This window comes from Paenibacillus sp. FSL R7-0652, from assembly GCF_038595045.1.
GTDB lineage: Bacteria > Bacillota > Bacilli > Paenibacillales > Paenibacillaceae > Paenibacillus.
On record NZ_CP152001.1, the window covers coordinates 5,890,070 to 5,916,954 of the forward strand.

Consider the following 26,885-nt stretch of genomic DNA (forward strand, 5'->3'; position numbering starts at 1 on the left):
CAAGAGAACGGCCAGCTGGCCGTTCTCTTATCACAAGCTCTAAGTCAAAGAGCACTCCTCTATCCATTTGCATTTATTCAGCCCGAAGTTCCAACAGTGCATCACGAAGCTCTGCGGCACGCTCAAACTGCAGGTTTTTGGCTGCATCTTTCATCTCTGCTTCCAGACGCTGAATGAGAGACTGACGTTCCTTCTTCGACATCTTCTCGGCAGCACCAGTGAGATACTCGTTTTTGGACTCGGCAACCTTCGTCGCCTCAATCACATCACGCACTTTTTTGCGAATCGTCTGCGGTGTAATACCGTGCTTCTCGTTATATTCCATCTGAATGGAACGGCGGCGCTCCGTCTCTTTCATCGCCTTATCCATGGAATCGGTCACTTTGTCACCGTACAAAATAACCTTACCTTCGCTGTTCCGCGCGGCACGGCCAATCGTCTGAATCAGCGAACGCTCGGAACGCAGGAAACCTTCCTTATCCGCATCCAGAATCGCTACTAGGGATACCTCTGGCAGGTCCAGACCTTCCCGCAGCAGGTTGATCCCGATCAAGACATGGAAAGTACCCAACCTGAGATCACGCAGAATCGACATCCGTTCCAGCGTTTTGATCTCCGAGTGCAGGTACCTGACCTTAATGCCCACTTCCTTCAGATAATCCGTCAGATCTTCCGACATTTTCTTCGTCAACGTAGTAATGAGTACCCGCTCATCTTTGGCAATCCGGTCGTTAATCTCCGCGATCAGATCATCAATCTGTCCTTTCGTTGGACGCAGCTCAATGACAGGATCAAGCAGACCGGTTGGACGAATAATCTGCTGTACCATCGTATCGGTATGCTCAATCTCATACGGTCCCGGTGTAGCAGATACATAGATAATCTGGTTCATCTTCTCTTCAAACTCTTCAAATTTGAGCGGACGGTTATCCAGTGCTGAAGGCAGCCTGAAGCCGTGATCCACCAGCACCGTCTTCCTCGCCTGGTCACCGTTGTACATCGCGCGAATCTGCGGCAGGGTCACGTGGGACTCATCCACCACGATCAGCATGTCATCCGGGAAGTAATCCATCAGTGTGTATGGGGTATCCCCGCGTTCACGGAAGGTCAGCGGTCCGGAATAGTTCTCGATCCCCGAGCAGAACCCAACTTCCTTCATCATCTCGATATCATACCGCGTACGCTGTTCCAGACGCTGTGCCTCCAGAAGCTTGCCCTGTTCACGCAGCACTTCAAGGCGCTCTTCCAGTTCACGTTCGATATTCACCAGTGCAACGCGCATCGTTTCTTCCTGGGTCACGAAGTGAGAAGCCGGAAAAATAGCAATATGTTCGCGCTCACCGATCAGCTCTCCGGTCAGAACGTCAATCTCGGTGATCTTCTCAATCTCGTCCCCGAACAACTCCACTCGAATCGCATGTTCACCCTTGGAAGCCGGGAAAATCTCGATCACATCACCACGGACACGGAACGTGCCGCGTACAAAGTTAATATCATTCCGCTGGTACTGGATCTCTACGAGACGGGACAAAATCTGATTGCGGGGTTTCTCCATCCCTACCCGTAGTGACAACAGCATGCTGGAATAGTCATGCGGCGAACCCAAACCGTAGATACACGACACACTCGCTACAATAATGACATCGCGGCGTTCAAACAACGAACTGGTCGCTGCGTGCCGCAGCTTATCGATCTCTTCATTAATGCTCGAATCCTTCTCGATATACGTATCGGATGAAGGAATATATGCTTCCGGCTGATAGTAGTCATAGTAGCTGACAAAATACTCAACCATGTTATTTGGAAAAAATTCTTTGAATTCACTTGCCAGCTGCGCAGCCAATGTTTTATTGTGCGCAATAATCAGCGTGGGGCGCTGCAGCTTGGCAATCGTCTGTGCAATGGTAAACGTCTTACCGGTACCCGTTGCACCCAAAAGCGTCTGGTATCTCTTCCCTTCCTGAACACCCTTCACCAATTCCTGAATGGCTGCAGGCTGATCGCCCTGGGGAGAAAACTCTGACTCGATTTCGAACGTTTTGTCGCTCATGATAATATCGCTCATTGCCGTATCTCACCCTATCGTCTAAAATAATAGTCACTATATATTGTCGAAGTTCCCCGAATTTCCAGTTGGGAAAACTTATAGTAATAGGAATATTTGTTCCCGTTCAATTATACCTTGTTCGTTTTAGTGATGCAAACGTGAAATCAAGATAGGAGTGGGTTAATTTATGGATATTGCGACACTTATCGGTATAATAGCCGGAATTGCCGCAGTTATCAGCGGTTTCCTGTGGGAAGGCGGACAGTTATCCGGCCTGCTTCAGAAAACGGCTGCTCTAATCGTGTTTGGCGGTACGATCGCTGCCGTGGCAGCCAGCTTCCCTACCTACCGTCTGCGCACGATTCCTGCTGCTTTACGCATGGCGTTTGGACGTCATCACCAAAATCCCAAACAATGGGTAGAGGAGCTGATCGAGATGTCATCCATCGCTCGCAGATCCGGTGTGCTTGCGCTTGAGCGCAAAGTGGTGGATCATCCCAATCCATTCTTACAAGATGGTATCCAGATGGTTGTCGATGGTACGGACCCCGATGTCGTTCGGCAGATACTTGAGATGGAGATCGATTCTGTAGAACAAAAGCATGAAGGTTATGCCAAAATATTCGAATCTGCTGGCGGTTATGCCCCAACGATGGGCATCATCGGAACCGTAATGGGACTTATTCAAGTGCTGGGAAGCTTGACTGATCCAACAGGGCTCGGGCCAGCCATCGCCGTTGCTTTTACCGCCACCCTATACGGGGTCGCCAGTGCCAATCTGATCTTTTTACCCATTGCTTCCAAGATCAAATCCAGAGGGGCTGACGAAATTCAGGTCATGGAGATGATGCTTGAAGGGGTACTTGCCATCCAGAACGGTGAGAATCCGCAGCTTGTCCGCAAACGGCTGGAGTCCTTCACACTCACCCATCGTTCGGCTGTGCAGGCTCCTCAAGCAAAGGAGGGATTGGATGAGTCGGCGCAGTAAAAAGCGTGCCAAACGCGAGACTGCTGACCACCGGGATCGCTGGATGATTACTTATGCCGATCTCATTACGCTGCTGCTGATCTTTTTTGTCATCATGTACGCCATGAGCAATCTGGATGCCGGTAAATACGACGTTGTGACCCAATCGCTTCAGAACACATTCAATCAATCCGACTCCATTCTTGAACTGGGAGAAGGGCTCGGTGACACGCCGGGCCAGACGATTACCCAAACCCCTTCATCGCAGGTGCAGGGCGTATCGGAAGACAAGCAGGACTCTTCAACAGGTCCGGGAACGGAGCCCCCGGATGAAAACACCCGCCCTCTCACGGAGCGGGAAGAACAATTCAGGACACAGGAGCAGGAACTGCAAAATCTGTTCAATGTGATTACCCAATATATCGAGGATAATAAACTGGATAATCAGATTTTTGTAGCGGACAAACCGCAGGGTATCTCCATTACGCTCAGTGACCGTTTTTTATTTGACCAAGGACAGGCCGCCCTGAAAAAAGATGCTGCACCTACGCTCAGCAAGCTCGCCAGTTTGTTTCGCAATCTTCAGATGGTAGTCAGTATCGAGGGGCACACGGATAACATTCCGATCGGAGCCAATTCCACGTACAAGGATAACTGGGAACTGTCCGGTGAACGGGCTTTATCGGTACTGCGTTTCTTCCTGGATCAAGAGAAACTTGATCCAGACCACTTCCAATACGCTGGGTATGCGGATACCAGGCCAACCGGAGACAATACAACCACGGCTGGAAGACAGAAGAACCGCCGGGTTGAAATTACGGTGCTTCGCCAGCTGCAGCCTTAATGAATGACCACAAAACAACTTCTGCGAAGCAGTCTATATTGCGTCACAGCATACATCTATTCTTCTACGCTGCGTAAACAGCAAAAAGCACGTCACTACGGTATTCATCCGGGGAGACGTGTTTTTTGCGTTCCATTCCATATCTACATTGTACTCAATAACAAGGGAGTATAATCCCGCTCATGCTCAATGTCCCCTGCACTATGCATCCATACCTGGCTGATCAGGTCGCAGAATCACTGAGCCGACAGCCAGCAGAATAACAGCCATAACAGTCAGGATCAGCAGGGGCAGGGTAATATCCGCCAGCGTCCCCCCTGCAGAGATCGTTTCAACAGCTTGTATAGTCCATTTCTGGGGTACGAAGTTCGCCAGTTTCTGCATGTAATTCGGCATGATGGATAACGGCCAGAAGCACCCTCCAATCATACAAGTCGGTACAATAATGAGGGAGTTCAGCATGCTGGCATTTTTCGTTTCGCGGATCAGACCGCTGACGGTACTTGCCAATCCCATGGATACCAGCATAAACGCACCCAGGATTAGAAAATGAGTACCAAACGGAATTCCTGCATCATACTGCAGTACCCATCGGCTGATGCCCAGCACCAGAACAATCTGGATAATCCCGATGGCGAGACTGCCCAGAAAATTACCAAGTGCAATCTCATATGACCTGACAGGAGCCGTATACATCCGGGCCATGGTCCGCTGCTTTCGGTCCTCCATAATAACGGCGACTGCACTGGTCAGGAGCCCCATCATGAACATAATTGTGAATCCCGTAACGTTATTTAACCCGGGCTTCGGGTAGAGCTGCAGATTCAGTGCTTCCCCTGAAAGGGTATGTCTGCCTGCCTCCTGCAGAACCTGCTCAAACTTTTCATCTGAACTTACAGCAGCACCATTTACTGAGGACACGGAGGAAAAGGTTCTAACGGCAGCAGCAGTCTGTTTTAACCCATCCGCTGCTCCTTGGACAGCTGCCCGAAGAATGTACGAACTTTCACTGACACGCATTTCAATTAATTCGATGGATGCCTGCTCGCCATGCAGCAGCGATTGTGTGTAACCAGCGGGAATGACGAGGCCCATGTTTCCTTTCTGCCGGACTACATCTGATTTAACTTCTGTCTCACTGCTCATCGGTTTAAAGCTGTATTCTTTCATTCGGGAAAGCTCTTTTATCATCCAAGTCCCTGCAGCGCCCTGATCCATATTTACATAAGGAATAACAGCACGGCCTGCCTGCTCACTTCCAAAAAGGGCGACCGCACCCGTCACAACAAGACACGGAAGCAGTAGAAAAGCAATCACTCCTCGTTTGCGTCCAAGTGTCCTCCTGATCATCAGCCAGGCAATATTCAGACTATTCATAACGATAACCAGCCTTTCTATAGATCACCGCGGCGACAGCAGCAAGCACTGCACATACAGCTCCCAACATCAACATATTATGCATAATCTCACGTACAGAGGCGCCCAGCATCATACTGAGAAAACTTTGCAGAGCCCAATGATTCACTGTAAATTCACTTATGCGCTGTACAAAGTCTATGGCAATCGGGGTAAATCCTCCACTAATAAATGTCATTACAATAATGATACTCTGCATGATCGTACTGGCGGAAGCAGCACTTTTACTAACCAATGCCACAATAATGCCCAAGGTCATGGATGCAAGGGTAATCAGTACACAGAGCAGCATGATCAGCCCGGGATGACCGCCCCAGTCGACACCAAATAACACATGAGTCATCAGAATAATAATGATTGCCTGCATAAAAGCAAGAAGGCTGTTGCCAGCAATTTTACCGGCAAAGATGACTCCGTTACCCACGGGAGCAGCCTGAAGACGAGCAAGTGTCTTTTTGTCCCGCTCCGTGAACAGACTATTTATTGTCGTCATGCCGGAATACAGCATAAACATCGCCAGCATCGCCGCCGCATAATATTGTGAAGCGCTGTAGGATCGATCGGAATGTCCCGGGCTGCTGACTCTAATGCTGGATTGTTCCTCTGATTCAGCTGCAGTTTGTGCACTTGCGGCCGGAATCATCTCTGGCCCAAGGACCTCAGCAATCGCCGCTTGTCGATTTAACTCGTCCGTAAAGCGAGTGAACAGGGTCTGCCCCACTATATTCAGTGTGCTGTCCTTGCCCAGAATCCACTGCAGCTTGACCTCTTTTCCCGCCATCCACTGCTGCATCATATCTGAGGTCATGATCACCGCAAAGTCAAGTTTTCCCTGTTTGAGCGCATTCACCGCTTCATCTTTGGAGGGCATATTCTGAACCTTCATCATCCTGCTCACTTCAGGGGTGGTTGCAAAAACTTTGAATGCTTCACCCATAGGAGACGACATGTCAGAAGGCTGTATGACCCCTACCCGCAGCACATCAGGTATGTTTCCCTCCCCTGTTCCCATTGCGCTTGATAACGCCGTACCTAATATAAAGATTAACAATAAGGGCAGAATAAACAGATTCAGTACAACAGAACGAATTTTTAAAATTCGTCTTAACTCAAACATACAAATATGCCACATGCTCATCCCATGTCCTCCTAGTCTCGAAGTGTCCGCCCGGTCAAATTAAGGAAAAGTGTCTCCAGATCCGGTTCTTCAACCCGAAGAGACTGAATGGACATCTCATGTTTACTGCAGATGAACAGCATATCCTGCAGGGCAAGCTGCGCTGAAGGCAGCATGATTGTAAGGGTATCTTCGTTGACTTCCACTGCCCGTACACGCGGGTGAAGCTTTAATTCCTCCACTACACCGGCATCGATACCCGCAGCGGTAAGTACAATTTTCTCCTCTGAAGCAACGCGCTCTCTCAGCTCTTTTTCAGTTCCACAAGCAATAATTCGTCCTTGATCCATAATCGCTACCCGGTCACTAATCGCCGCAACTTCCTCCATATAATGACTTGTGTATATAATTGTTGATCCCATCCTGTTCAGTGTTCGCACCGATTCAAGAATATGATTACGGGACTGTGGATCAATACCTACGGTTGGTTCGTCCATAATAATCAGATCCGGTCGATGGCTGAGGGCACATGCGATGTTTAACCTGCGTTTCATTCCGCCTGAGAAGGTAGCTGGAGCTTCTTTTGCTTTATCCTCCAGCCCGACAAATTCAAGCGACTCCTGTACTCTTTCTTTAAGTTGTTTTCCTCGCAAACCATATAACCGGGCAAAAAAAGTAACATTATCCACAGCACTCATCGTTTCGTATAATGCCAAATCCTGTGGAACAAGACCAATCTTGCGTTTGACGTCCAGCGGATGCTCTTTCACTGATATGCCGTCCAGTCTGATTTCCCCCTGGTCCAATTTCAGAAGGCCCGCGATCATGCTGATCGTGGTGCTTTTGCCTGCCCCATTGGGACCAAGCAGACCAAAGATTTCACCTTTGTTCACACTAAGGTTCAGATGGTCTACCGACAACTTGCTGCCGTACCGCTTCACAACGTGATCCACTTCTAATATGTTCATGTACTTGAATGCCCCTTCCCTATGAGCTCTTGTCGTGATTTCATAACTACATTGTAACGAATGCATATGCCTAGCGAAGGTACACAAAGTCATTCATTAAAGGTGACTTAAGTCATCTCCTGATCTCGAATCGAGCTGTGTTATAATCAAGGATGCATTATCGGGAGTTTAACGTTGGTTATTTTAAATTTGCACTTATATAAAAAGGATGTCATCTACATATGCCAATGCCGTTTCTGCAGTATGGTTTAATCTTCCTGCCTGCTGTGCTGTACAGCTTGGTGCTTCCAGCAGAAAGCGAAGCGCTGTATACGTTCTATATTCTGATGGCTGCCGGACTCGCTGTAGTAAATCGCTTTACACGTTCAGCTGCACAGCAGTCGCTGTTATTTCTCGCAGAAATGTTATGGGGCAGCTGGTTAATCGCTCTGTACGGCCCCTTTATGTTTTTTATTTCTCTATCGGTTCTCTATGTTTATATGTATCGGCTTCGCGGGTCCATCCGATGGGTGATGTTAACGATTCAGCTTGCGGCCAGCAGCACTGCACTTCATTGGTATTTCAATCCTCCGCCCTGGCTTATGTTAAATGCTGTGGAGGTTCAGGCCGTCTCTACTGTCTGGTTCCCGGAATCAACAAAGGTAAAAATCGCATTGAGTTTGCTGCTTCTCATGACAGCTGCACTCGCTTGGCAGGGGTCCAAAACTGCAGCAAGCCGTGGACAGCTGGAACATGTGTATGATGAACTGCGGCACAAACATTATGAGCTGCAGGAAGCACGTGCGCAATTGCTGTTATTTGCAAAACAACTTGAAGACGCGGCTCAGACAGAGGAACGCACACGCATATCCAGACAGCTTCACGACGATATTGGACACCGTCTGATTCGTACGAAAATGATGTCGGAAGCCGCCCTGCTTACACTGCCATTGGATGCCGAACAGGGGACTGAAATGATCAAGCAGATCCGGGATCAACTCGCGGCAAGTATGGATGATATGCGCAATACGCTTCACAAGCTGCGCCCGGATTCTCAGGCATCCGATGCTTACGCTCTGGATCGTCTGCTGGAGGAAGTAGGCCGGGATACAGGGATACAAACGAAATACGAAATTAGGGGTCAGGCATACACTCTCTATCCAAGTACACAGATTGTGCTGTACAAAAATGCCAAAGAGGCCGTAACTAATGCACTCAGGCATGGCAAAGCGGCCTCCATTACACTGGAACTGGTATTCGGGCACGAGGAGATCCGTATGAACATCAGTAATGATGGAAGTTCTCACTCTTTTCTGAATGATGGTGGAACAGGACTCGGGCACGAAAGCATGCGCCAGCGAACACAATTCATCGGAGGTACTGTGGAAATTCAGTCTGATCAGCCCTACACTGTGATTACTCGCATTCCCGTGTCAAACAAAATAAATCTGCTCTAAAAGAGGAAGGAATTACACTCATGCCAGAAGAGAACGCTGGAAGCCGACAAAGAGAACCCAAGCAGACTTCACCCATTCGGGTACTGCTCGTCGATGATGACCATTTCATCCGTGAGAGTCTGAATGTTGTGCTTGGTCTTGATGACCGTATCTGCATCACAGGCATGGCTTCCAACGGTCAGGAGGCGTTCACCCTACTTGAGTCGGGAATACCGGCGGATGTGGTGTTAATGGATATTCGCATGCCCGAATGGGATGGAGTTGAAGGAACTCGGCGGATCAAAACTAAATTTCCAGACATCCAGGTGCTGATGCTGACGACCTTTGACGATGATGAATACATTATTCAGGCCCTGCAAAATGGAGCAAGTGGATATCTGCTTAAAAATGTCCCTCCTGCCCGAATCGTTCAGGGCATCAAAACGGTGTATAACGGGGATATGCTGATCCACCCGGATATTGCACGCAAACTTGCAGGCCTTCTCCGTACTCCTGCTTCTGCCCCTGCCAATCATCCTCATGAAACGTATGGGCTCACCCGCGCGGAGCTGTCGGTTGCGGAAGCCATATCTGAAGGTTTGTCCAATAAGGAAATTGCCGCCAGGCTGTTTCTGAGCGAAGGCACGGTCAAAAACTATGTGACTGAAATCCTGGGCAAGCTGCAGTTACGCGACCGCACTCAAATTGCCATCTTTATACTGACCCAATAAAACAAGAAAAAAGGTATTTCCTCGCGCCACCTTTGGCCATAGGAAATACCTTTTTCGGTTATATTTGTACGTTCGGTTACATTTCGACAGACCCTTTATCGCCGACTATAGGGGCTGGCGGCAGGCTGAGCGGAGCTTCCTCCATGTGCTGCTTTTTCCGGCTCGTGAAAATTTTGAGCATGACGATATGATAAAGTGTCACGGGACGGGTCTGCAATGCCCACGCCTCATGGTTATCCGGTGCCATAATGACACCAAGCTGGTGATGTTCGCCTTCGTAGATCGCACGCTGCATGAACTTGCTCTCTCCTTGATGATTCCGGACCTCCAGCTTGCAAAAAGCAGGATTCATGCGCAGTGCCCTGTGCAGCTCTTCCGGAGAATGAACGAGCATACCATTCACTTTGTACAGCGTCTCCCCTGCCTCAATTCCAAGTTCCGCAGCAGGACTGTCCGGAATCACACTCAACACTTTAAGTCCATGCTGCGGGTGAACAAATACCGGACTAAGCTGCTGCTCTTCCATGGCACTGTACCACACCAGAAGTTCATGTCCAACAAAAGCAACCAGTGCAGCAGCAACTGTCAGAGGTGACCACCACACGGCGAGCAGACTGAACACAAGCAGTGCCAAGCTGTACATCAGCAGACGCTTGGCTGAAAGCTGGATTTTACGTCCAGGCAGCATACTTTGTGTATTCTCGCTGAGTCCAAGCAGGATTGGCAGAGCCATCAGTGTATAACCCTGACCTGCATGAAACAGCGGAGTCCAAGCCAGCTGCGTGACGGCACCGTTTGTTGGAACAAGAATCAGCAGCGGGATGGCCCAGAAGAGCTGGATCTGATATCCGCCTACGAGTTTTCCGCGTTTGCCTTCCATAAGGAACGGAGAGGCCATAGACACACCCTGCATTCGAGCTAGTGCGGCCTCACCTAAATGCAGGAGTGCTGCCAAGACAAGCAGTACAGGCATATCCAGTGCGCGTACTGTCTCTACAGCCTGTCCAAGCATACCGGATGGATTCCAGCCTGAAGCGATATTCAAAACAAATTGAAGCACACCCAGCGCGCCCGCTGCATACGCGAAGCACAGATATCGGATACGAATAAGAGATAAGACCAACGCTGCAATCCATATGCTGATCAGACTTCCCGAGGTAAGATGGGCCCCAAGGAAAAGAGACACGATGGAGATCATAGCGCCTATGACAATGCCTCCAAGGACCGCTCGAATCGTCTGAGTGATTGAGCTCTGCATACGAACATGGAAGAGTTTGCGCTCCTGGAGCAGCTGACGATGATAGTTTAATGCGATCAAAATAACTGCAATATAATAAAACGGCTGAATAAACAACTGCAACAATGCTTCACCTAATGTAGTTAACCACGGCCATACCCATTCCATTGTAGCTTTTCGCTCCTCTCCTTCAGCCGGTTCAGAAAAAAAGAAGGCTGAAAATCAGCCTTCTCTATGGCTTCGACACAGCGGACGAAATATCCTTTGAGACATTTTCGATCGCGCGTTTCAGCTGTGCATCATATTGAGGATTGGCAATGCGCTCAATCAGAGAAGCTTCCAGTGATTCAGCCGTCTTCTCATCAATCTGGCCAGTGACCTGAATGCCTTTTTCCTTCTGGAACGCCTTGACTGCTTCCTCCGTCTTCTGGTCGTAGTACCCGTCCACACGATCCGGTTTGAAGTCCAGTCCTCTCAGCATCGTCTGCGCACTTTTCACATCCATGCTGTTACTGTCATATTTCAGCGGCAGCTTCTCTTTGTTGATTGGGGCTACCGAGAAATAGTCCGGCTGATTTACTGCAATATCCGGTTTGATTCCTTTTTCATGAATCCAGTCTCCGTTAGGAGTCAGCCACTTGGCGATTGTAATTTTCAGCAGACTGCCATCACCCATTTGTTTATCATAGCTGGTCTGAACGGTACCTTTACCAAATGAATTCTCACCGACCAGTGTGGCACCTGCCGACTGCTGCAGAGCACCTGCCAGAATCTCGGATGCGCTCGCGCTTCCCTTGTTCATCAACACGGTGATTGGATAGGGTTTGGCAGATCCATTCGATTTACTTTGTTCCTTCTTGCCATTTTTGTCTTCTACCTGAACGATGACTTTGCCTTTCGGTACGAACTGTTCTGCAATGTCAATGACAACCTGCAGTACACCGCCCGGGTCATTTCGCACGTCGATGATCAGGCCTTTCATATTCTGCTTCTCCAGTTTAGCCAGTTCTTCCTTAAACCGCTCACCTGTGTTCAGCGAGAACTGCGTAATGTTGATGACACCAATGCCGCCGTCTTCCATATGAGCATAGACGGTCTCCAGATCAATATCATCACGGACAATCGTGAATTCGATCGGCTCTGTTGATCCGGCACGCTTCACCTGCACTTTGGCTTCGCTGCCCTTAGGACCTCTGATCTTGTTAACGGCTTTGTTTAATTCAAGTCCTTGAAGAGATTCACCGTTAACCGACATAATGATGTCTTTCGCACGAATACCTGCTTTTTCGGCAGGTGAACCTTTGATCGGGGAAACGACAACAACGTTACCGTCCTGCGAGGATACCTCAGCCCCGATTCCGGTAAAGGAACCTTCGATTGACTCTTCGAATTGGGCAGCTGTTTCCTGGCCCATATAGTTGGAGTAGGGATCACCCAACGATTCCATCATGCCGTTGATCGCCCCATCAATCAGCTTGGTACGGTCGACGTCTTTATAATAGTTGCTGGAGATTAAATCCATCGCGGTTTCAATCTTCTTCAAATCGTTTTTCTGCTGTGAACTGCCGGTTACACTTGCCAGCAATCCCTCACCTGGTGAAGCCTGATTGGCAATGCCCGGGTAAGTCATTAGTGCCAGCGTTAATAGACTCCCGCCAAGCAGTCCAAGTATAACGAACAGCAGCGCCGATCTTTTTTTCATCATCCGTTTGTCACCGCCTTTAGTTTTGAAGCGCATCCGATTCGGACTGCTCCGAATCATTCCCTGAACATGCCAGCTTAGTATATGTCTAGCTTGTACGGATTATGATTTTTCCATTCGAAGTTTAAACTATATAATTTGAACTAAAAATTTTACACAGCCCACTCCAATGACAGAATAACCTTACAATCGCTGTTATCCCCTGATTTTTTGGATTCCCTTTTTTGAAGGGAAAAATCCGGTGATAAGCGTATGCTTTCGGTGCAGCTTTCTTTTAGAAAGCTTTTAGGCGAACGCTTCGCTTTTCCAGATTTTTTCTGTCCTGTCCGTTAGAGTGTAAATGAATAGTTCAACTTATATAAGCTGCATCGCATTAAATCAGACAATCTACAAATAGTTCATCGGATTTACAGCTGTTCCATTATCACGTACTTCAAAGTGCAGGTGAGGGCCTGTGGAATTCCCTGTATTTCCCGATTCAGCAATCGTATCACCTTTGTTTACCGTATCACCTTTGCTGACCTTGAATCCACCTTCGCGCAAGTGACCATACAATGACCACAAACCTCCGCCATGATCGACGATGACCGTATAACCATAGCCGCTGTACCATTCAGCCATAATAACGATACCACCTGAAGCCGCGTGAACTGAAGTGCCTACAGGCACAGCGAAATCGACACCCGCATGCATCTTGCCCACTTCACCTGTAATCGGGTGAATCCGCGGTCCAAAAGATGAAGAAATGCGTCCACCCGAAACAGGTTTTGCAAAGATACCGTTTCCTGACGAATAGGTCACTGCTTCACTGCTGCCGTTGGAGCTTACGCGAGTTGTTTTCTTGGCTGCTGCTTTGGCTCGCGCCGCGGCTTCTGCCCGAGCTTTAGCCGCTGCGGCGGCCTGCTGTTCACGCAGTTTATTTTTCTCCTGAAGCAGAGCTGAGCGCTTGCCAGCGATCTGCATTAATACCGCTTCCTGCTCTGCGGTCAACTCTTCAGATTGTTCAATCTTAACATCATATGAAGCCAGAAGCACTTGCTTTTCCTTCTCTTTCTCGTTCAGCTGCGACTTGCGGTGCTTCTTCTGTGCGTACAGGCTCTTGGCTTCCGCATACTGACGGTCAAGGTCTGCCTTTTTCTCCACTACAAGCTGCTTGTCCGCTTTATGTTCATCCAGCAGGTGCTGATCTTGGTCTACAATCGTTTTGAGCGAATCAGCCCGGGTCAAGAAATCGGTAAAGCTTGTGGACGACAACAAAACATCCAGATAGGACACAGCCCCGTCCGTATACATCAGGCGCACACGTGATTCCAGCAGTTTTTCTCTGGCAGCAATGCGGTCTTCTGCCGCTTGCAAATCCTTCTTGGTCGTACGAAGGTCTTCCTCCGTAGTTTCAATCTGCAAAGATACACTCGCCAGTTCATCACTTACGACATTAATCTGCTCCATAACGACCTTCAGATAGGCATTCGTTTTGTTCTTGTAGTGCTGGGCTTCCTTTTTGTTGGCCGCAGCCTTCTTCTGCTCCTGTTTGGCAGAAGCTGCTCTGCTCTCCAGCTGCTTAATTTGCTGGTCAATCTCGCTGATGCTGTTCTTAGCATATCCGTCAGAAGGTTGAAACGTCATACCGGCCAGTAACATGAAGGCCAGCAGCGAAGCGGTTTTTTTCAAAATGATGATCCCCCATCCTATGAATTCACAAGAAAGCAACCTGCACAGGTGGTGAACAGCATGTTCCTCTGCTTTCTTTCATCAAAACAACAGTTGCGTCTTTTCTTCATATCGTCAAACAGCGTTCAATAATGAACCTGTTCTGCCATTCTTTTTTGCTACACTTTAAGCGACTTCCGAATGGACAGCGTACTGCCCAGAATGCCGACAAGCACACCAAGTCCAATCAACAGCGTCCCCATAAGCAGCCAAATATCACTCAGCGGAATCAAATTAAGCATCTGCATGAAAACATCCTGACCGACGGTTGCCATCAAACGGCTGTATCCGAAGAACAGAACTATGACCGTTATGACCGAGCCAATCAGTCCGATCAGCGCCCCTTCAATAAAGAACGGCCAGCGGATAAAGGTGTTGGTTGCCCCTACCAGCTTCATGATGCCAATCTCCCGGCGGCGTGCGAGAATCGTTACGCGAATCGTATTCGAGATCAGGAACATGGACATCAGGCCCAGCCCCCCGACAAAAATAAATCCGATGTTACGAACAAGCTTCGTAAATTTGAATAAGACATCTACCGTTTCCTTGCCGTAGTTCACTTTCATGATCGGCTTCTCGGGATGTTTCTCGTTCAATGCTTCAATCTTCTGCGCGACAAAATTGACCGTTTCCGGTTCGATTACTTTGACTTCAATCGTATCCGGCAGCGGATTGTTATCCACGTCGAAACCGCTCAGTACATTATCTGCGCTCGTCCCAAGACGTTCGCGGAATTCCTTAAGCCCTTCTTCCTTGGATACAAAACGGATTTCACTGACTTCAGGCATCGCACTAATCTCCTGCTGCAGCGTACTGCGCAGGTTCTCGTCGACATTCAGCTCCAGAAACGTGCTGATCTCCACTTGGCTGTCTACCTGATTGGCCATGGAGTTTACGTTGAGTACAAGCAGCATAAACACGCCAAGAATAAACAGTGAGACAATGATCGACATGACGGATGCCACGGACATCCAGCCATTGCGGAATACGTTCTTGAAACCCTCCCGCAGATGCCGCAAGAGAGTACTAAAATTCATAACCGTATTCCCCTCTCATCTGATCCCGTACAATCTGTCCGCGTTCAATGGCGATAACCCGTTTACGCATCGTATTTACAATATCCTTGTTGTGTGTAGCCATAACAATTGTTGTTCCCCGGAAATTGATCTCGTCCAGCAGCTGCATAATGCCCCAAGACGTCTCCGGGTCCAGATTACCTGTAGGTTCGTCTGCGATGATAACAGAAGGATTGTTCACAATTGCACGTGCGATTGCAATCCGCTGCTGTTCCCCACCGGAGAGCTGTGAAGGTTCACGATTGGCCTTATTGCGCAGTCCCACCAGATCGAGTACCTCCATCACCCGTTTCTTGATATGCCGTTTCGGCGCTTCAATAACTTCCATTGCAAATGCAACATTCTCGAATGCCGTCATCTTCGGCAGCAGACGAAAATCCTGGAATACAACACCGATGTTGCGTCGAACATAAGGAATTTTGCGTAGTTTTAACTTGCCAATATTAAATCCGTTAATGGATATTTGTCCTTTGGTTGGCACTTCTTCTCTGTACATCAGTTTCATGAATGTCGATTTGCCTGCACCGGATGGACCAACGATATAGACAAATTCATTGCGGTCGATCTTCACCGATACCCCTTGTAATGCGTGGGTACCATTGGCGTAGGTCTTCCACACGTCCTGCATTTCTATCACATCATCACTTCCTGCTCACATAGTTAGCCATTATAATTTCGACACAATCCCGGCATTTCCTTTAAAAAGGCCTGAAATTCATCAGGAAAAATCCAAGCCTACCCTCTACTGCTGGTGAAGCATGGATTCATATGAAGTTTATTGTAACAAATTTGTTACCTATTGAGTACCCGAAAGTTTTCCACCCTTGGATCATATAGATAGATAGTGTTGCGAATTCCGGAACAACAGAAGCCAAAAGGAGCGTTCGGTTATGAAAAAAATCCATGTAACGGTCATCGTTCTGTTCTCCCTGCTCTTGATCGGCTCCGCGTCCTATGGATTGCTCTATATGTACGTGAATCAGCCAAACCTGCCCAAAGGTGTACAAATCGGCGGCTGGGAACCCGGTGACAAACACCGCAAAGAAGTACTGGCAGAACTGCACACTCGCATTCAACAATTGGAGGATTGGCCTGTCACACTTGAAGTGGCTGAACCCAGTCCGCTAACGATGACACATCCTGCAGGTGAGGTGGGCGTGAGCTACAGCGTAAACAGCTTCGAAAGCGCATTAAAACAGCTGCAGGAAGGCAGCCTGTGGGAACGCGCATATGCAAGGTACCAATTCCCCGAGACCTTCTCTTTGGATATGACCTATAGCGAACAAACCCTTCAACAACTGCTTAGTCCTGCCTGGGAAAAAGAAACCTTCGGTACCCCTGCTGAAGCCGTTCGCCGAATCACCGCAAATGATAAAGTGCAGTACATTCCGGAGAAAAGCGTGCGCCGGATTGACTGGAAAACACTCAGCACCCTCATACAGAGCAGGATGCACCGGGAGCTGGGCGGCATGGACACGGGAGATAAGCCTGAACCAGTACGAATCCTTTTACCCCTGTACACACTGAAACCGGAGGTAACGATTGATTCATTGAAGCAGGAAGGGATCGAGCGCAAAATCATTGAATTTTCCACGGGGCTGGGAAACAGCAGCCAAGGCCGTGTACATAACGTCAGCGCAGCGGCCCAGGCGATTAACGGCATGATTCTGCCTCCTGGTGGTGTTTTTGATTATGAAAAGGTGATTCGCAAAGCGGAGAAGGAGTACGGTTTTCGAGAGGCACCGGTCATTGTGAATGGCCGGCTGACGCCCGGAATCGGCGGGGGAATCTGTCAGGTATCCAGTACGGTATATAACGCGGCTCTTCTCACGGGCCTGGATATCGTCGAGCGGCGTAATCATTCGCTGCCGGTGAAATATTTGCCTAAAGGGCTGGATGCCACCTTTGCTTCCGGGGCGATTAATTTTCGTTTCAAAAACAGCACGGAGAAGTCCCTATTAATCCACGCAAAGGTGCAGGGCGGGCGCATGGTCGTCAAATTTTTCGGCACATTCCCCGAGAACGTCAGTTATACGCTGGAGTCTCGTACGATTGAAACGCTGAGTGTTCCCGTAAAATATGTATCCAGCAGTGTGCTGCCTGACGGGGCCCAGCAGGTGCTTCAGAACGGACAGCCTGGTTATATCGTTGAGACAGTCCGCACGAAGAGGGTCGATGGCAAAGTGGTAGAGTCCAAAACGATCTCGCGCGATACCTACAAAGCACAAAGCCGTCTAATTGCACGTTCAGGTCACATCAGCATGCCTGATCCAAAGCAGCCTTCAGTGGTGGAGGATGGCATTCGTGAGGGGAATCAGCCTTAAATTCAGGTGTACAGTTAGAACGAAAGAAATTTACACTTGGCACTCCGCGGATAGAATAACCCTCCGATCGCTGTTATCCCCGGATTTTTTGGATTCCCTTTTCCAAAGGGGAAAATCCGGTGATAAAGGCGAGCACTTCGTTTCTTCAGGTTTTTTCTGTCCTCTCCGTTATTGTGTAAATAAAAGTTCAACTTAAACACAAGCCTTAAGGCTGCAAGAATTATCTGTAAGAAAAATAAAAAAAACATGTCTCATGCCCATAACGGGATTTGAGACATGTTTTTTTCAAGATATTCTAACGAAGATCATCTATGACAATCGTTGTTTCTCCTTAGTTCAAAACGTTAACCCAAGAATAAACACTGGATTAATGTTTCGATAATGGCTCAGCACCCCTTAGCCTAGTGCCCACCTGTATACTCATGTTGCTCTTCTCCCACAACCATTTTCTCTTTCCCCATGAAGAAGGAAGCAATTAATGCAAGAGCTGCCGGGATAACGGCCCAGGCAAACAGCTGTACAATCGAAGATGAGAGCGCCTGAGTAATGGATTCCAGCACCTGCGGTGGAATTCCTTTGCGCAGCTCTGGTGATAACAATGCATGCGGATCGCTTAGATCCATTCCAGCTGGCATGCCGCCAGTAGGTACCCCTGCTTCACCAGCAGCGCCAGTCATGCCGTCCGTCATTTTGCGCGTGAACACTTGACTCTGCACGATCCCGAAGATCGTGATGCCCATCGTCATGCCCAGAGAGCGCAGGAAGTTTAACGTAGAACTGGCGGCGCCGCGTCTCTGGGGTTCGAAGGCATTCATCGCCGCATTACTGAGCACGGAGAAGGATGCGCCAACGCCAAGACCAATCATCACCATGTATACGCGGATCGTCCACAGGGATGAACCTTCATCCAGTGTAGTCAGCAGGCCCAGACCGATTACAAGCAAAGCCAGCGTTGGAATCATAATATTGCGGTACTTTATTTTGGTCATAAGTACACCACCCAAGGAAGCCGTCACGACAGAACCGAGCATCATCGGAAGCAGGACCAGACCCGAGTTGGTCGCTTTACCGCCGAGCACACCTTGGATGAAAATCGGAATATATACGGAAGCCGTAATAAAAGCTGCGCCGCTGAACATCGCGATTACGTTACTTGACCAGTACACTTGCTTGCGGAACATACTAAATGAGATAATTGGCTCTTTCGCCTTCGTCTCCGCATACAGGAAAAGCAGGGCCAGCACGATGAATCCGGCAAACAGCCCCAAAATCTGTGCGGAATCCCAGGCATATGTTTTGCCGCCGAGTTCCAGTCCGAAGATCAGGCAGACTACTGCGCCAATGAGTGTAACAGCCCCCAGCCAGTCGATCTGCTGCGATTGATGCTGATGGGATTCTTTATAGAAAAATGCGATGAACAAAAATGCAATCAAACCCAATGGCAGATTGATATAAAATACCCATTCCCATGTCGCATACTCCGTAATGTATGCACCCAGCAGCGGTCCAAATACACTCGAAAGGCCGAAGACCGCACCAAATAGTCCACCCAGTTTACCTCTGGATTCCGGTGCAACCACATCAAACATGATGGTAAAAGCAATCGGCACGAGCGCTCCTGCACCAATCCCTTGAATTGCTCTGTACATCGTTAGTTCCACGATGGATGTCGCGGTTCCGCACAATGCGGAGCCGAGCATAAACACAATGATACCGAAAACAAAAAACTTTTTGCGTCCATACATATCCGACAGCTTACCAAAGATCGGCATGCCGGCCATCTCGGCCACCATATATGCGGAGGTTACCCAGACAAACTTGTCGAGTCCCCCCAGCTTGCCGACGATATCACCCATCGCCGTAGCCACAATGGTATTATCCATAGAGGCCATTAATATGCTGAGCAGCAGACCTGCCAGCACAAATCCAATTTTATTATTGCGTGCAGCCATTGTTGTTAATCTCTCCATTCCCGTTCTATTCATATGACTGCATTAGTATATCCGAAAAGACGTAACAAGCAATCAGTCCAAGGACCGATTGCTTTATGGCAAAACCTTCTACCGTGAAGGCTCAAGATCCGCTCACCGTCATAAGACCATACGTTAGATCTGTTTGCTGTTCCCAATCTTCGCTTCCGGATCCACCGTCAATTCACCAGAGTACTCCACAAACCGGATATTACAGCCGCGTCCAATGTGAACTCTGGTTCCTCGAACCGTATCCGCCTCGGTATCTTCCAGCACAACTTCGTCGCCCTCAATCAGCTGCGCTCTGAAAGATGGGGCTCCGCCCAATCCGAGGGCTTTCCAGAATCCACTGCGTTCTCTGCGCCGGATATCGATCCGCTCGCCACCTACTTCTCTCGCTGAAGAGGAGGTGTACAAACGGATTTCCACACTGTCCGCATTGAGCAGTCCGCCCACTTTGATGTTGCCCTGCACGTGAATGTTCTCTCCCTGCACATCTCCATCGATCGTCGCCATTCCCCCGATATCGATGCGTTCACTGTCCACTCTACCACGAACGTTACATTTACCATTCACTGTAAATTCAGGTGTAAACAAATCACCGTTAATGGTGCTCATGCCATCGACACGAACCCGATTGCTGACCAGCGGCCCATTAATGGTACACATGCCATTGACCATAGTGCTGTCGGCACGAGCCGCTCCGTGGACTCCCAGCGTTCCGTTGACATCCAGAGACTGGGTGCGCAGTTCACCCTCTACTTTGGCCATTCCGTTTATGGTTGTGCTTTCGGAGACCAGAGAACCATAGATTTTCAGAGTCCCGTTAACGCTAAGGGAAGAACAATCCAGATCACCATCCAGTTTAGCCATACCGTCAATGTTTACCCGGTGGTAAACACCGCCGCTCGTTTTGCGTGACCCTGTAACATTCAGATCATTTCTCAAATGACGTTCTTCCATTCATAAATCCCCCTCAGCCCAATTTAAGTTTCAATTCTTCCATGAATGCCTGCAGCGGCATGCGGAGCACCACTTTCACCCCTTGATCAAAATAAAGCTCTGCTCCTGCGTTCGCCAGCACAAAGGTAGGTACACCCATCTTGCGGATCAGCAGCAGTTCACTGGCACGGTCACGGAACCTATAATAATGTTCAGACATCACTTCAATCAGCAGCAGTCCTTCCTGCTGTGTGATATCACCGCCAAGCAGCAGCTTCTCAAGCACATACAGCATCATAATCTGTTCCAGTCCATATAATGACTGCTGGCGCCCCGCCTCGTTTAACAGGTCAAGCGAAGCTAACGAAACAATGTTTCGATCGAGTAATTGCTGATCTGTCATCTCTACCTCACCAAGAGTTGGCGAGAACACATCCGCCAGTTCATCCAGTGAAAGCCCGTCTTTCATATGAATAATCTTGTCGATTCGCTGCAATATCTGCTGTTTCGGAAAAAATGTTTCCTGTCCCGTAAAGGAGGACTTTCGAATAAACCATTCCTCCGGAATCAGGTTCTTGCGCTTCCAGCGATATAACTGACCGTATGAAATGCCTGTCAGGTCAAGCAGCTCTTTTTTGGAGATCAAATCATCCTTCATTTCAGGACCCCCTTTTCATTAAAATCAGTGTAACAAAACATTGTTACGTTGTAAAGCGGAATATAATCTCCCCATAGAAAATCGAACTTTGCCTCTACTCTATCAGCGCAAAGCTTGTTTTATGAATTCGTTCAAGCGTGGATTAAGAGAAGATTCGGAATGATTCAGGAAACGTCGAATACGTTTTATATCCCGTCATTGCGTTTGCCGTACTTTAGGTATAACCTTGACTTACAGCGGAAAAATTTGCTTCTCTACTCTTTATCGCTGTACGTGAACACCATTTCAATTTCGATTTATGAAAGGGGTTACTTTTCGGTATGGCACTCATTAAATGTGATTTCTACTCAGACGCCCTCGGATTAAGTACAAGCATGCACGTCATTCTGCCGCAGCAGACTCACAATCAGATTGGCATGGAGAATGTCAAAGGTTCAGGTCTGCATCCAACCCTCTATCTGCTGCACGGTCTGTCCGATGATGATTCAATCTGGCTGCGCCGCACCTCTATAGAACGTTATGTCGCTTCGCTTGGCATTGCGGTCGTTATGCCGCAGGTTTATCGCAGCTTCTACACTGATATGGCAGAGGGAGGCCGTTACTGGACTTTCATAAGTGAGGAACTGCCCGCTCTTGCCCGCTCCTTCTTCCCGCTGTCGCCGAAACGAGAGGATAATTTTGCTGCCGGTCTATCCATGGGAGGTTACGGTGCCTTCAAACTGGCCCTGCGCAAACCGGATCAGTATGCCGCTGCCGCAAGTCTTTCGGGCGCACTGGACATGGCGGCTCATATGAACAACGAAGTCCCGTCCGCACTGCAGCAGACCGAACTGCTGCGTATATTCGGGCCGAACTTTGTGGGCTCAGAGAATGATCTCATCCACCTGCTCCAGGAAAGCAAACAACATTCAGGGCCAAAGCCGCTTCTCTATCAATGCTGCGGAACGGAGGATTTTTTGTACGAAGAAAATCAGACGTTTCGTAAAGCCTGCGCAGAGACAGACTTCAAACTAACTTATGAGGAAGAACCCGGGGAACATGAGTGGGGTTATTGGGACATGAAAATTCAGGATGTGCTCAAGTGGCTGCCGCTGCCTGAAAGAGTTTAATGACGGCATCTCCTCTCCTGAAACAGACTGCTTCTGGGGACTGTATATCTTTCATAATATAAAAAGCAGGCTTGAAATGAACCACCTCCGTTTATTACCGAAAAATGATCCGGAAGTGCAGTTCATCTCAGCCTGCTTTTACACCTTCGCTTCACCAGCTCCGGCATTTTATCATTTTGATCTCATCTTCATTTCAATCTGATTTTGAACTGCGTTTCCAACCGCCTCCTTCTTCCTGCCTCATTATTCGATTCGTTTTCACCACCCGGCTTTTCCTTCTTCGGGCAGAAGTGCCTTGATTCGGAATGCCATCCGAAGACGCAGTGTTTCTTCCGGATCTTTCAAGCTGCGGCCGATGATCTCTTCACACTTTTCCAGTCGATAAATCACAGTATTCCGGTGAATATACAGCCGTTTGGCTGTCTCGGCAAGGTGGCAGTGCGTCTCCAGGTATACGGACAGCGTATGGAGCAGCATATGGTGATCCTTAATCGTTTCGTCCTCAAATCCCTGCATCGTATCGCTATAAAATTTCCGCAGATGTTCTTGAGGGATCAGACGCAGCATTTCAGATACTTCCTTAGGCTGATACAATTCGATAAAACGCGTTTTACCGGTGATGCTTCCAAAATAGAGAGCTTCATTGGCTTCTTTATAAGCTAAAGGAACTTGGGTAAGGGGCTGAGCATAGCTGCTGAGACCAAAAGACAGTTCCGAATCGTAATACGCACCAGTTTTATGCTGCAGACGTTCCAGCAGCTCCACAAATAAAGGTCTGACCGCCTCCCATTCCTCCGTCAGCGTCATCAACAGGATGTAGGATTGATCGTGGGTAAACAGATAGATCGGGGTATGGAAGTGACCAAGTTCTCCTTGAAGATACTCGGCAATCTGATCCTGTTCTGCCTTGTACTGCATGAATGAAGTCGTGCGATCCCTGCCGCCCAGCTTACCGACTGCACAGAGGTACCGCTGGTCACCTGACATTCCGAATTCCCGTGCTCTGCTCACGATCTCCTCACTGCTCGAGAATACTCCCCCTATGAAATTTGTAAAAAATTCATTCTGGATACGGCGCCGATTTTGCTTCAGCGCATTATCCTTCATCAATTCAAAGGCAATCACATTCGCCGCCTGCTCAATGGTTAGAATGTTGGAACGTTCAGACGTGGATATAAAGCCGGAAATACAGAGGTAATGCAGCTGTCTATGGGTGTACACCGGAAACAAGGTCAATGTCTCACGCTCTTCACCCAGCAGGGAGAATGTTAAGAAAGTTGACGGTTCGGCGTGCAAACGCCCTCCGCCGGATAACAGCGTTTCAAGCTGCACAGCGGTATGCGAAGCCATTCGGCCGTACATGGGCTGCAGATATGGGCCCAGCAGAAACACAGGCAGTCGCAGCAGCGAGGACAGCTGATCTAACAGCTTCGGTATCCCTTGGCCGCTCATAATCTGCTGGGTGAACTGTCGATGAGTCTGTATAGCATTATGCAGCTCGGTTGTTCGCACATCGAGGATATGACTCAACGCTTTGTTGACAATATCGCCTAGCGAAGGATCGACAGGCAGCTCCATTAGAGGCAGTTCCAACTCGCTCGCGAGCTGAACCGCTGATTCAGGGATGGTCCCGAGAAATCGTTTGCTTTTGATCCCAAGTCCCGCACATTCCTGGAGCCCCATCTCACGAATCAGTTCAAGCAAAGCCTCCAGATCATCCTTAAAATGAAAAGCTGTTGTAATCAGCAGCTCATTTCGCTTCAAATAAGGAATGATGTCCGGAGCATCCATCATATTTACCGTGTGAACTTCCCTGTTCAGACCACTGCCTCCTCCCATAACGATTGTCCCATGAAATATAGGCAGCTTCAGCAGTTCATTCATTTTCATCATTCTCCACCCCTATGGTTAACATGTACAACGAATTCATTTATTCTTCTACATTTTCGTGAATGATTTTGATTGTTTTTTATTTTACGATGGATGAAACGCAATGCCAAGTTAATTAATATAACATCGGTTGGAAAGCTGGCGCTGCCGGAATGGGGGAACTGCATTTGATGATCGAACAATCGAAACCTTCTGCCTTGTCTAAACAGATCGAAGATATGGTCGAATGGCTGGCTTCGTATGGAAAAGACACAAGCGGCGGTGTGACCCGTTTGCTCTACGACCCGGCCTGGAGGGCAGCTCAGGAAGCGATCCAGGCCAAAATAAAACATCTCGGTTTATCCGCACATTATGATGATGTGGGCAATTTATTCGGACGTCTCAGCGGCCGTGATCCCGAAGCAAAAGTAATATTAACCGGTTCTCACATCGATACCGTGATCGGCGGGGGCAAGTACGACGGAGCCTACGGTATTATCGCTGCACTCATTGCTGTGGAATATTTGCTGACACATCACGGTCTGCCGCTTAAACCGATTGAAGTCGTATCTCTATGTGAAGAAGAAGGCAGCCGCTTCCCCATGACTTATTGGGGTTCAGGCAGTATAACAGGAGCCAAAAGTCGCGAGGCGGTTCGCAGCATTCAAGATGCAGATGGAATACCATTTGAACAGGCGATGCACGAGGCAGGCTTCGGACTCGGATTATACCCGCAGCCAGAACGCAAAGACCTGGAGTGTTTTATTGAACTCCATATCGAGCAGGGCCAGGTGCTTGAACGGGAAAAGAAATCCATCGGACTCGTAAGCCACATCGTTGGACAGCGCCGCTATAACATTACGGTATACGGCGAGAGTAATCACGCCGGAACAACCCCCATGCATTGGCGCCGTGATGCCATGTTCACCTCGGCTGAGCTGATCCGGATATTGATGCATCGCGCCCAAGCGGATGAAAGCGGGCTGGTGGCTACAGTCGGACGCATGGAAGTTACACCGAATGTAGGGAATGTCATTGCACGCGAAGTGACCTTTAGCCTGGATGTCCGCCACCGAGATGCGGAGACGATCCAGACATTTTGCGAAGCTTGCTTCAGCGAATTCGATGCCATCGCAATCAAGCACGGGACACAGGTCGTGTATCGTAACTGGATGGATGAACCTCCGGTGCCGATGGACTGCACGCTGACACAAGCTGCGGAAAATATTTTAAAAGACCGAAATATATCGTACCAGATGATGACCAGCGGAGCAGGTCACGACTCACAGATTTTTGGGACGTATTGTCCCACAGGCTTGCTGTTCGTCCCCAGCCAAGGCGGAATCAGTCACTCTCCTGCGGAATTTACCCATACGGAAGATTTACAGCGAGGAGTGCAGCTGCTGATCGACCTGCTGTATAAGCTAGCATACTGAATGAACAACCAGGAGGCGATAACGAGATGACACAATACCGGGAAATCCACACGCCATTAAGAACAATTATGACACCAGGACCCGTCGAGGTTGACCCCAGAGTGCTGCGGGCGATGGCAACCCCCATTCTGGGCCAATTCGATCCGGAATTCACTCGAATGATGAATGAAACGATGGACATGCTGCGGAAGACATTCCAAACGAAGAACAAGTGGGCTTTTCCGGTCGATGGTACTTCACGTTCCGGTCTGGAAGCCGTACTATGCAGCCTGATTGAACCTGGCGACAAAGTACTCATTCCCATATTCGGGCGATTTGGACATCTGCTGACTGAAATAGCCGAACGCCATGGTGCAGAAGTTCATCTAATGGAGTGTTCTTGGGGAGAAGTATTTGACCAGCAGGCGGTGATCGACGAGGTCAAACGGGTTCAGCCGAAAATTTTGGCAATCGTACACGGCGAAACGTCAACTGGCTGCATGCAGCCGCTGGATCAGATCGGCCCAGCCTGCCGGGAGCTCGGTGTACTGACCGTAGTTGATGCCGTTGCTTCCATTGGCGGCGTACCCGTCAAAGTGGATGAATGGCAGCTTGACGCCGTAATTGGCGGCACACAGAAATGCATATCCGTGCCCTCCGGCATGGCGCCACTGACCTACAATGAGCGGGTAGAACGTATTCTGACCAGCCGAAAAAAAGTAGAGCGCGGCGTCGCACTCGATAGTGACCATCGCGATGTCGCCCATCCGATCCGCAGCAACTATTTTGATCTGAGCCAGCTGCAGGACTACTGGGGACCACGCCGTTTGAATCACCATACCGAGGCAACATCCATGCTGTACGCCCTGCGTGAAGGGCTGCGCATTTTGCTGGAGGAAGGTCTCGAAGAACGTTTCAAGCGCCACAAACTGCATGAACAAGCACTCATGGCAGGCATTCGCGGCATGGGACTTGACCTGTTCAACGATACAGCCTGGAAGCTCCCGGTCGTCACCTGTGTCAAAATCCCGGCAGGTATTGATGGTGAGGCAGTACGTACGACACTGCTGACCCAGTTCGGCATTGAGATCGCCAGTTCCTTTGGCCCGCTGCACGGTCAAATCTGGCGAATTGGCACCATGGGCTACAGCTGCCGTAAGGAAAACATGCTGTTCGTTCTGTCCGCACTCGAAGCTGTACTTATTCGGCATCGCGCGCCGATTGCCATCGGGCGTGGAGTGCAGGAAGCTCTTGACGTGTACGAACAAGCAGATTCAGGTGCAGCGGCACATAATTGAGACAAATTAACACGGTTAGTTATAACAAGAAATATAGAGTTAAAAACGGTTGGCAGATCCCCCAAAAGTT

General features: G+C 49.0%; 21 protein-coding genes. 8 read left to right on the top strand and 13 right to left on the bottom strand.

The features are described from left to right. Window positions 1–73: 73 nt before the first annotated feature. On the bottom strand, window positions 74–2,065 hold the full coding sequence (gene uvrB, locus MKY97_RS25805) for an excinuclease ABC subunit UvrB (RefSeq protein ID WP_342552999.1): 1,992 nt from the start codon (window positions 2,063–2,065) through the stop codon (window positions 74–76). 169 nt (window positions 2,066–2,234) lie between these two features. Between uvrB and MKY97_RS25810 the strand changes: the two genes are divergently transcribed. Then, window positions 2,235–3,035, top strand: a complete 801-nt coding sequence (locus MKY97_RS25810; RefSeq protein WP_342553000.1) for a flagellar motor protein — start codon at window positions 2,235–2,237, stop codon at window positions 3,033–3,035. Then, a complete protein-coding gene (locus tag MKY97_RS25815) occupies window positions 3,019–3,858 on the top strand; it encodes a flagellar motor protein MotB (RefSeq protein WP_342553001.1) in 840 nt (279 codons plus the stop codon). The genes MKY97_RS25810 and MKY97_RS25815 overlap by 17 nt, the downstream gene beginning before the upstream one ends. Window positions 3,859–4,059: 201 nt before the next feature. Here the strand turns inward: MKY97_RS25815 and MKY97_RS25820 are convergent, their stop codons facing one another. Genes MKY97_RS25820 through MKY97_RS25830 form a run of 3 tightly spaced genes read right to left on the bottom strand, consistent with a single transcriptional unit; the run spans window position 4,060 to window position 7,359 of the window. Continuing rightward, entirely contained in the window at window positions 4,060–5,235 is a 1,176-nt protein-coding gene (locus MKY97_RS25820) for an ABC transporter permease (protein ID WP_342553002.1), read from the bottom strand. Continuing rightward, on the bottom strand, window positions 5,228–6,412 hold the full coding sequence (locus MKY97_RS25825; protein WP_342553003.1) for an ABC transporter permease: 1,185 nt from the start codon (window positions 6,410–6,412) through the stop codon (window positions 5,228–5,230). Before MKY97_RS25825 ends, MKY97_RS25820 begins: the two co-directional genes overlap by 8 nt. Window positions 6,413–6,423: 11 nt before the next feature. Beyond that, window positions 6,424–7,359 (bottom strand): ABC transporter ATP-binding protein, encoded by a 936-nt coding sequence (locus MKY97_RS25830; protein WP_342553004.1) that lies wholly within the window; start codon window positions 7,357–7,359, stop codon window positions 6,424–6,426. A gap of 221 nt (window positions 7,360–7,580) precedes the next feature. On the opposite strand from MKY97_RS25830, the gene MKY97_RS25835 reads away from it, so the two are divergent. Then, window positions 7,581–8,795: a sensor histidine kinase gene (locus tag MKY97_RS25835; protein ID WP_342553005.1), complete on the top strand. Its 1,215-nt coding sequence runs from the start codon at window positions 7,581–7,583 to the stop codon at window positions 8,793–8,795. 20 nt (window positions 8,796–8,815) lie between these two features. Next, on the top strand, window positions 8,816–9,505 hold the full coding sequence (locus tag MKY97_RS25840; RefSeq protein ID WP_342553006.1) for a response regulator transcription factor: 690 nt from the start codon (window positions 8,816–8,818) through the stop codon (window positions 9,503–9,505). Between the two features lie 76 nt (window positions 9,506–9,581). On the opposite strand, the gene MKY97_RS25845 is transcribed toward MKY97_RS25840, so the two are convergent. The 5 genes from MKY97_RS25845 to ftsE all read right to left on the bottom strand — a co-directional run bounded on the left by MKY97_RS25845 (window position 9,582) and on the right by ftsE (window position 15,867). Continuing rightward, the gene (locus MKY97_RS25845; RefSeq protein WP_342553007.1) at window positions 9,582–10,910 is read right to left on the bottom strand and encodes a PDZ domain-containing protein; all 1,329 of its coding nucleotides are present in this window, start codon (window positions 10,908–10,910) and stop codon (window positions 9,582–9,584) included. A gap of 64 nt (window positions 10,911–10,974) precedes the next feature. Further along, complete coding sequence (locus MKY97_RS25850; RefSeq protein ID WP_342553008.1) at window positions 10,975–12,447, bottom strand: S41 family peptidase; 1,473 nt, start codon at window positions 12,445–12,447, stop codon at window positions 10,975–10,977. 384 nt (window positions 12,448–12,831) lie between these two features. Continuing rightward, window positions 12,832–14,115 carry a peptidoglycan DD-metalloendopeptidase family protein gene (locus MKY97_RS25855; protein ID WP_342553009.1) on the bottom strand — a complete coding sequence of 428 codons (1,284 nt, stop codon included), beginning with the start codon at window positions 14,113–14,115 and terminating at the stop codon, window positions 12,832–12,834. Window positions 14,116–14,273: 158 nt separating this feature from the next. Beyond that, window positions 14,274–15,191, bottom strand: a complete 918-nt coding sequence (gene ftsX / locus MKY97_RS25860; RefSeq protein ID WP_342553010.1) for a permease-like cell division protein FtsX — start codon at window positions 15,189–15,191, stop codon at window positions 14,274–14,276. Further along, complete coding sequence (gene ftsE, locus MKY97_RS25865; protein WP_342553011.1) at window positions 15,181–15,867, bottom strand: cell division ATP-binding protein FtsE; 687 nt, start codon at window positions 15,865–15,867, stop codon at window positions 15,181–15,183. Before ftsE ends, ftsX begins: the two co-directional genes overlap by 11 nt. A gap of 253 nt (window positions 15,868–16,120) precedes the next feature. On the opposite strand from ftsE, the gene MKY97_RS25870 reads away from it, so the two are divergent. Continuing rightward, window positions 16,121–17,554, top strand: a complete 1,434-nt coding sequence (locus MKY97_RS25870; protein ID WP_342553012.1) for a VanW family protein — start codon at window positions 16,121–16,123, stop codon at window positions 17,552–17,554. 401 nt (window positions 17,555–17,955) lie between these two features. Here MKY97_RS25870 and MKY97_RS25875 read toward each other — a convergent pair whose 3' ends face one another. The 3 genes from MKY97_RS25875 to MKY97_RS25885 all read right to left on the bottom strand — a co-directional run bounded on the left by MKY97_RS25875 (window position 17,956) and on the right by MKY97_RS25885 (window position 21,124). Next, window positions 17,956–19,506: an MDR family MFS transporter gene (locus tag MKY97_RS25875; RefSeq protein ID WP_342553013.1), complete on the bottom strand. Its 1,551-nt coding sequence runs from the start codon at window positions 19,504–19,506 to the stop codon at window positions 17,956–17,958. A 153-nt stretch (window positions 19,507–19,659) separates the two neighbouring features. Next, on the bottom strand, window positions 19,660–20,487 hold the full coding sequence (locus tag MKY97_RS25880) for a hypothetical protein (protein WP_342553014.1): 828 nt from the start codon (window positions 20,485–20,487) through the stop codon (window positions 19,660–19,662). Between the two features lie 13 nt (window positions 20,488–20,500). Beyond that, entirely contained in the window at window positions 20,501–21,124 is a 624-nt protein-coding gene (locus MKY97_RS25885) for a YhbD family protein (RefSeq protein WP_342553015.1), read from the bottom strand. Between the two features lie 320 nt (window positions 21,125–21,444). Here MKY97_RS25885 and MKY97_RS25890 point away from each other — a divergent pair, with 320 nt between their 5' ends. Continuing rightward, window positions 21,445–22,233, top strand: coding sequence for an alpha/beta hydrolase family protein (locus MKY97_RS25890; protein ID WP_342553016.1), 789 nt, complete (start codon window positions 21,445–21,447; stop codon window positions 22,231–22,233). Between the two features lie 258 nt (window positions 22,234–22,491). On the opposite strand, the gene MKY97_RS25895 is transcribed toward MKY97_RS25890, so the two are convergent. Then, entirely contained in the window at window positions 22,492–24,126 is a 1,635-nt protein-coding gene (locus MKY97_RS25895) for a PucR family transcriptional regulator ligand-binding domain-containing protein (protein WP_342553017.1), read from the bottom strand. A gap of 167 nt (window positions 24,127–24,293) precedes the next feature. Here MKY97_RS25895 and allC point away from each other — a divergent pair, with 167 nt between their 5' ends. Then, window positions 24,294–25,538, top strand: a complete 1,245-nt coding sequence (allC, locus tag MKY97_RS25900; protein WP_342553018.1) for an allantoate deiminase — start codon at window positions 24,294–24,296, stop codon at window positions 25,536–25,538. Between the two features lie 26 nt (window positions 25,539–25,564). Then, window positions 25,565–26,815 (top strand): alanine--glyoxylate aminotransferase family protein, encoded by a 1,251-nt coding sequence (locus MKY97_RS25905; protein ID WP_342553019.1) that lies wholly within the window; start codon window positions 25,565–25,567, stop codon window positions 26,813–26,815. The last annotated feature ends 70 nt before the right edge of the window (window positions 26,816–26,885 follow it).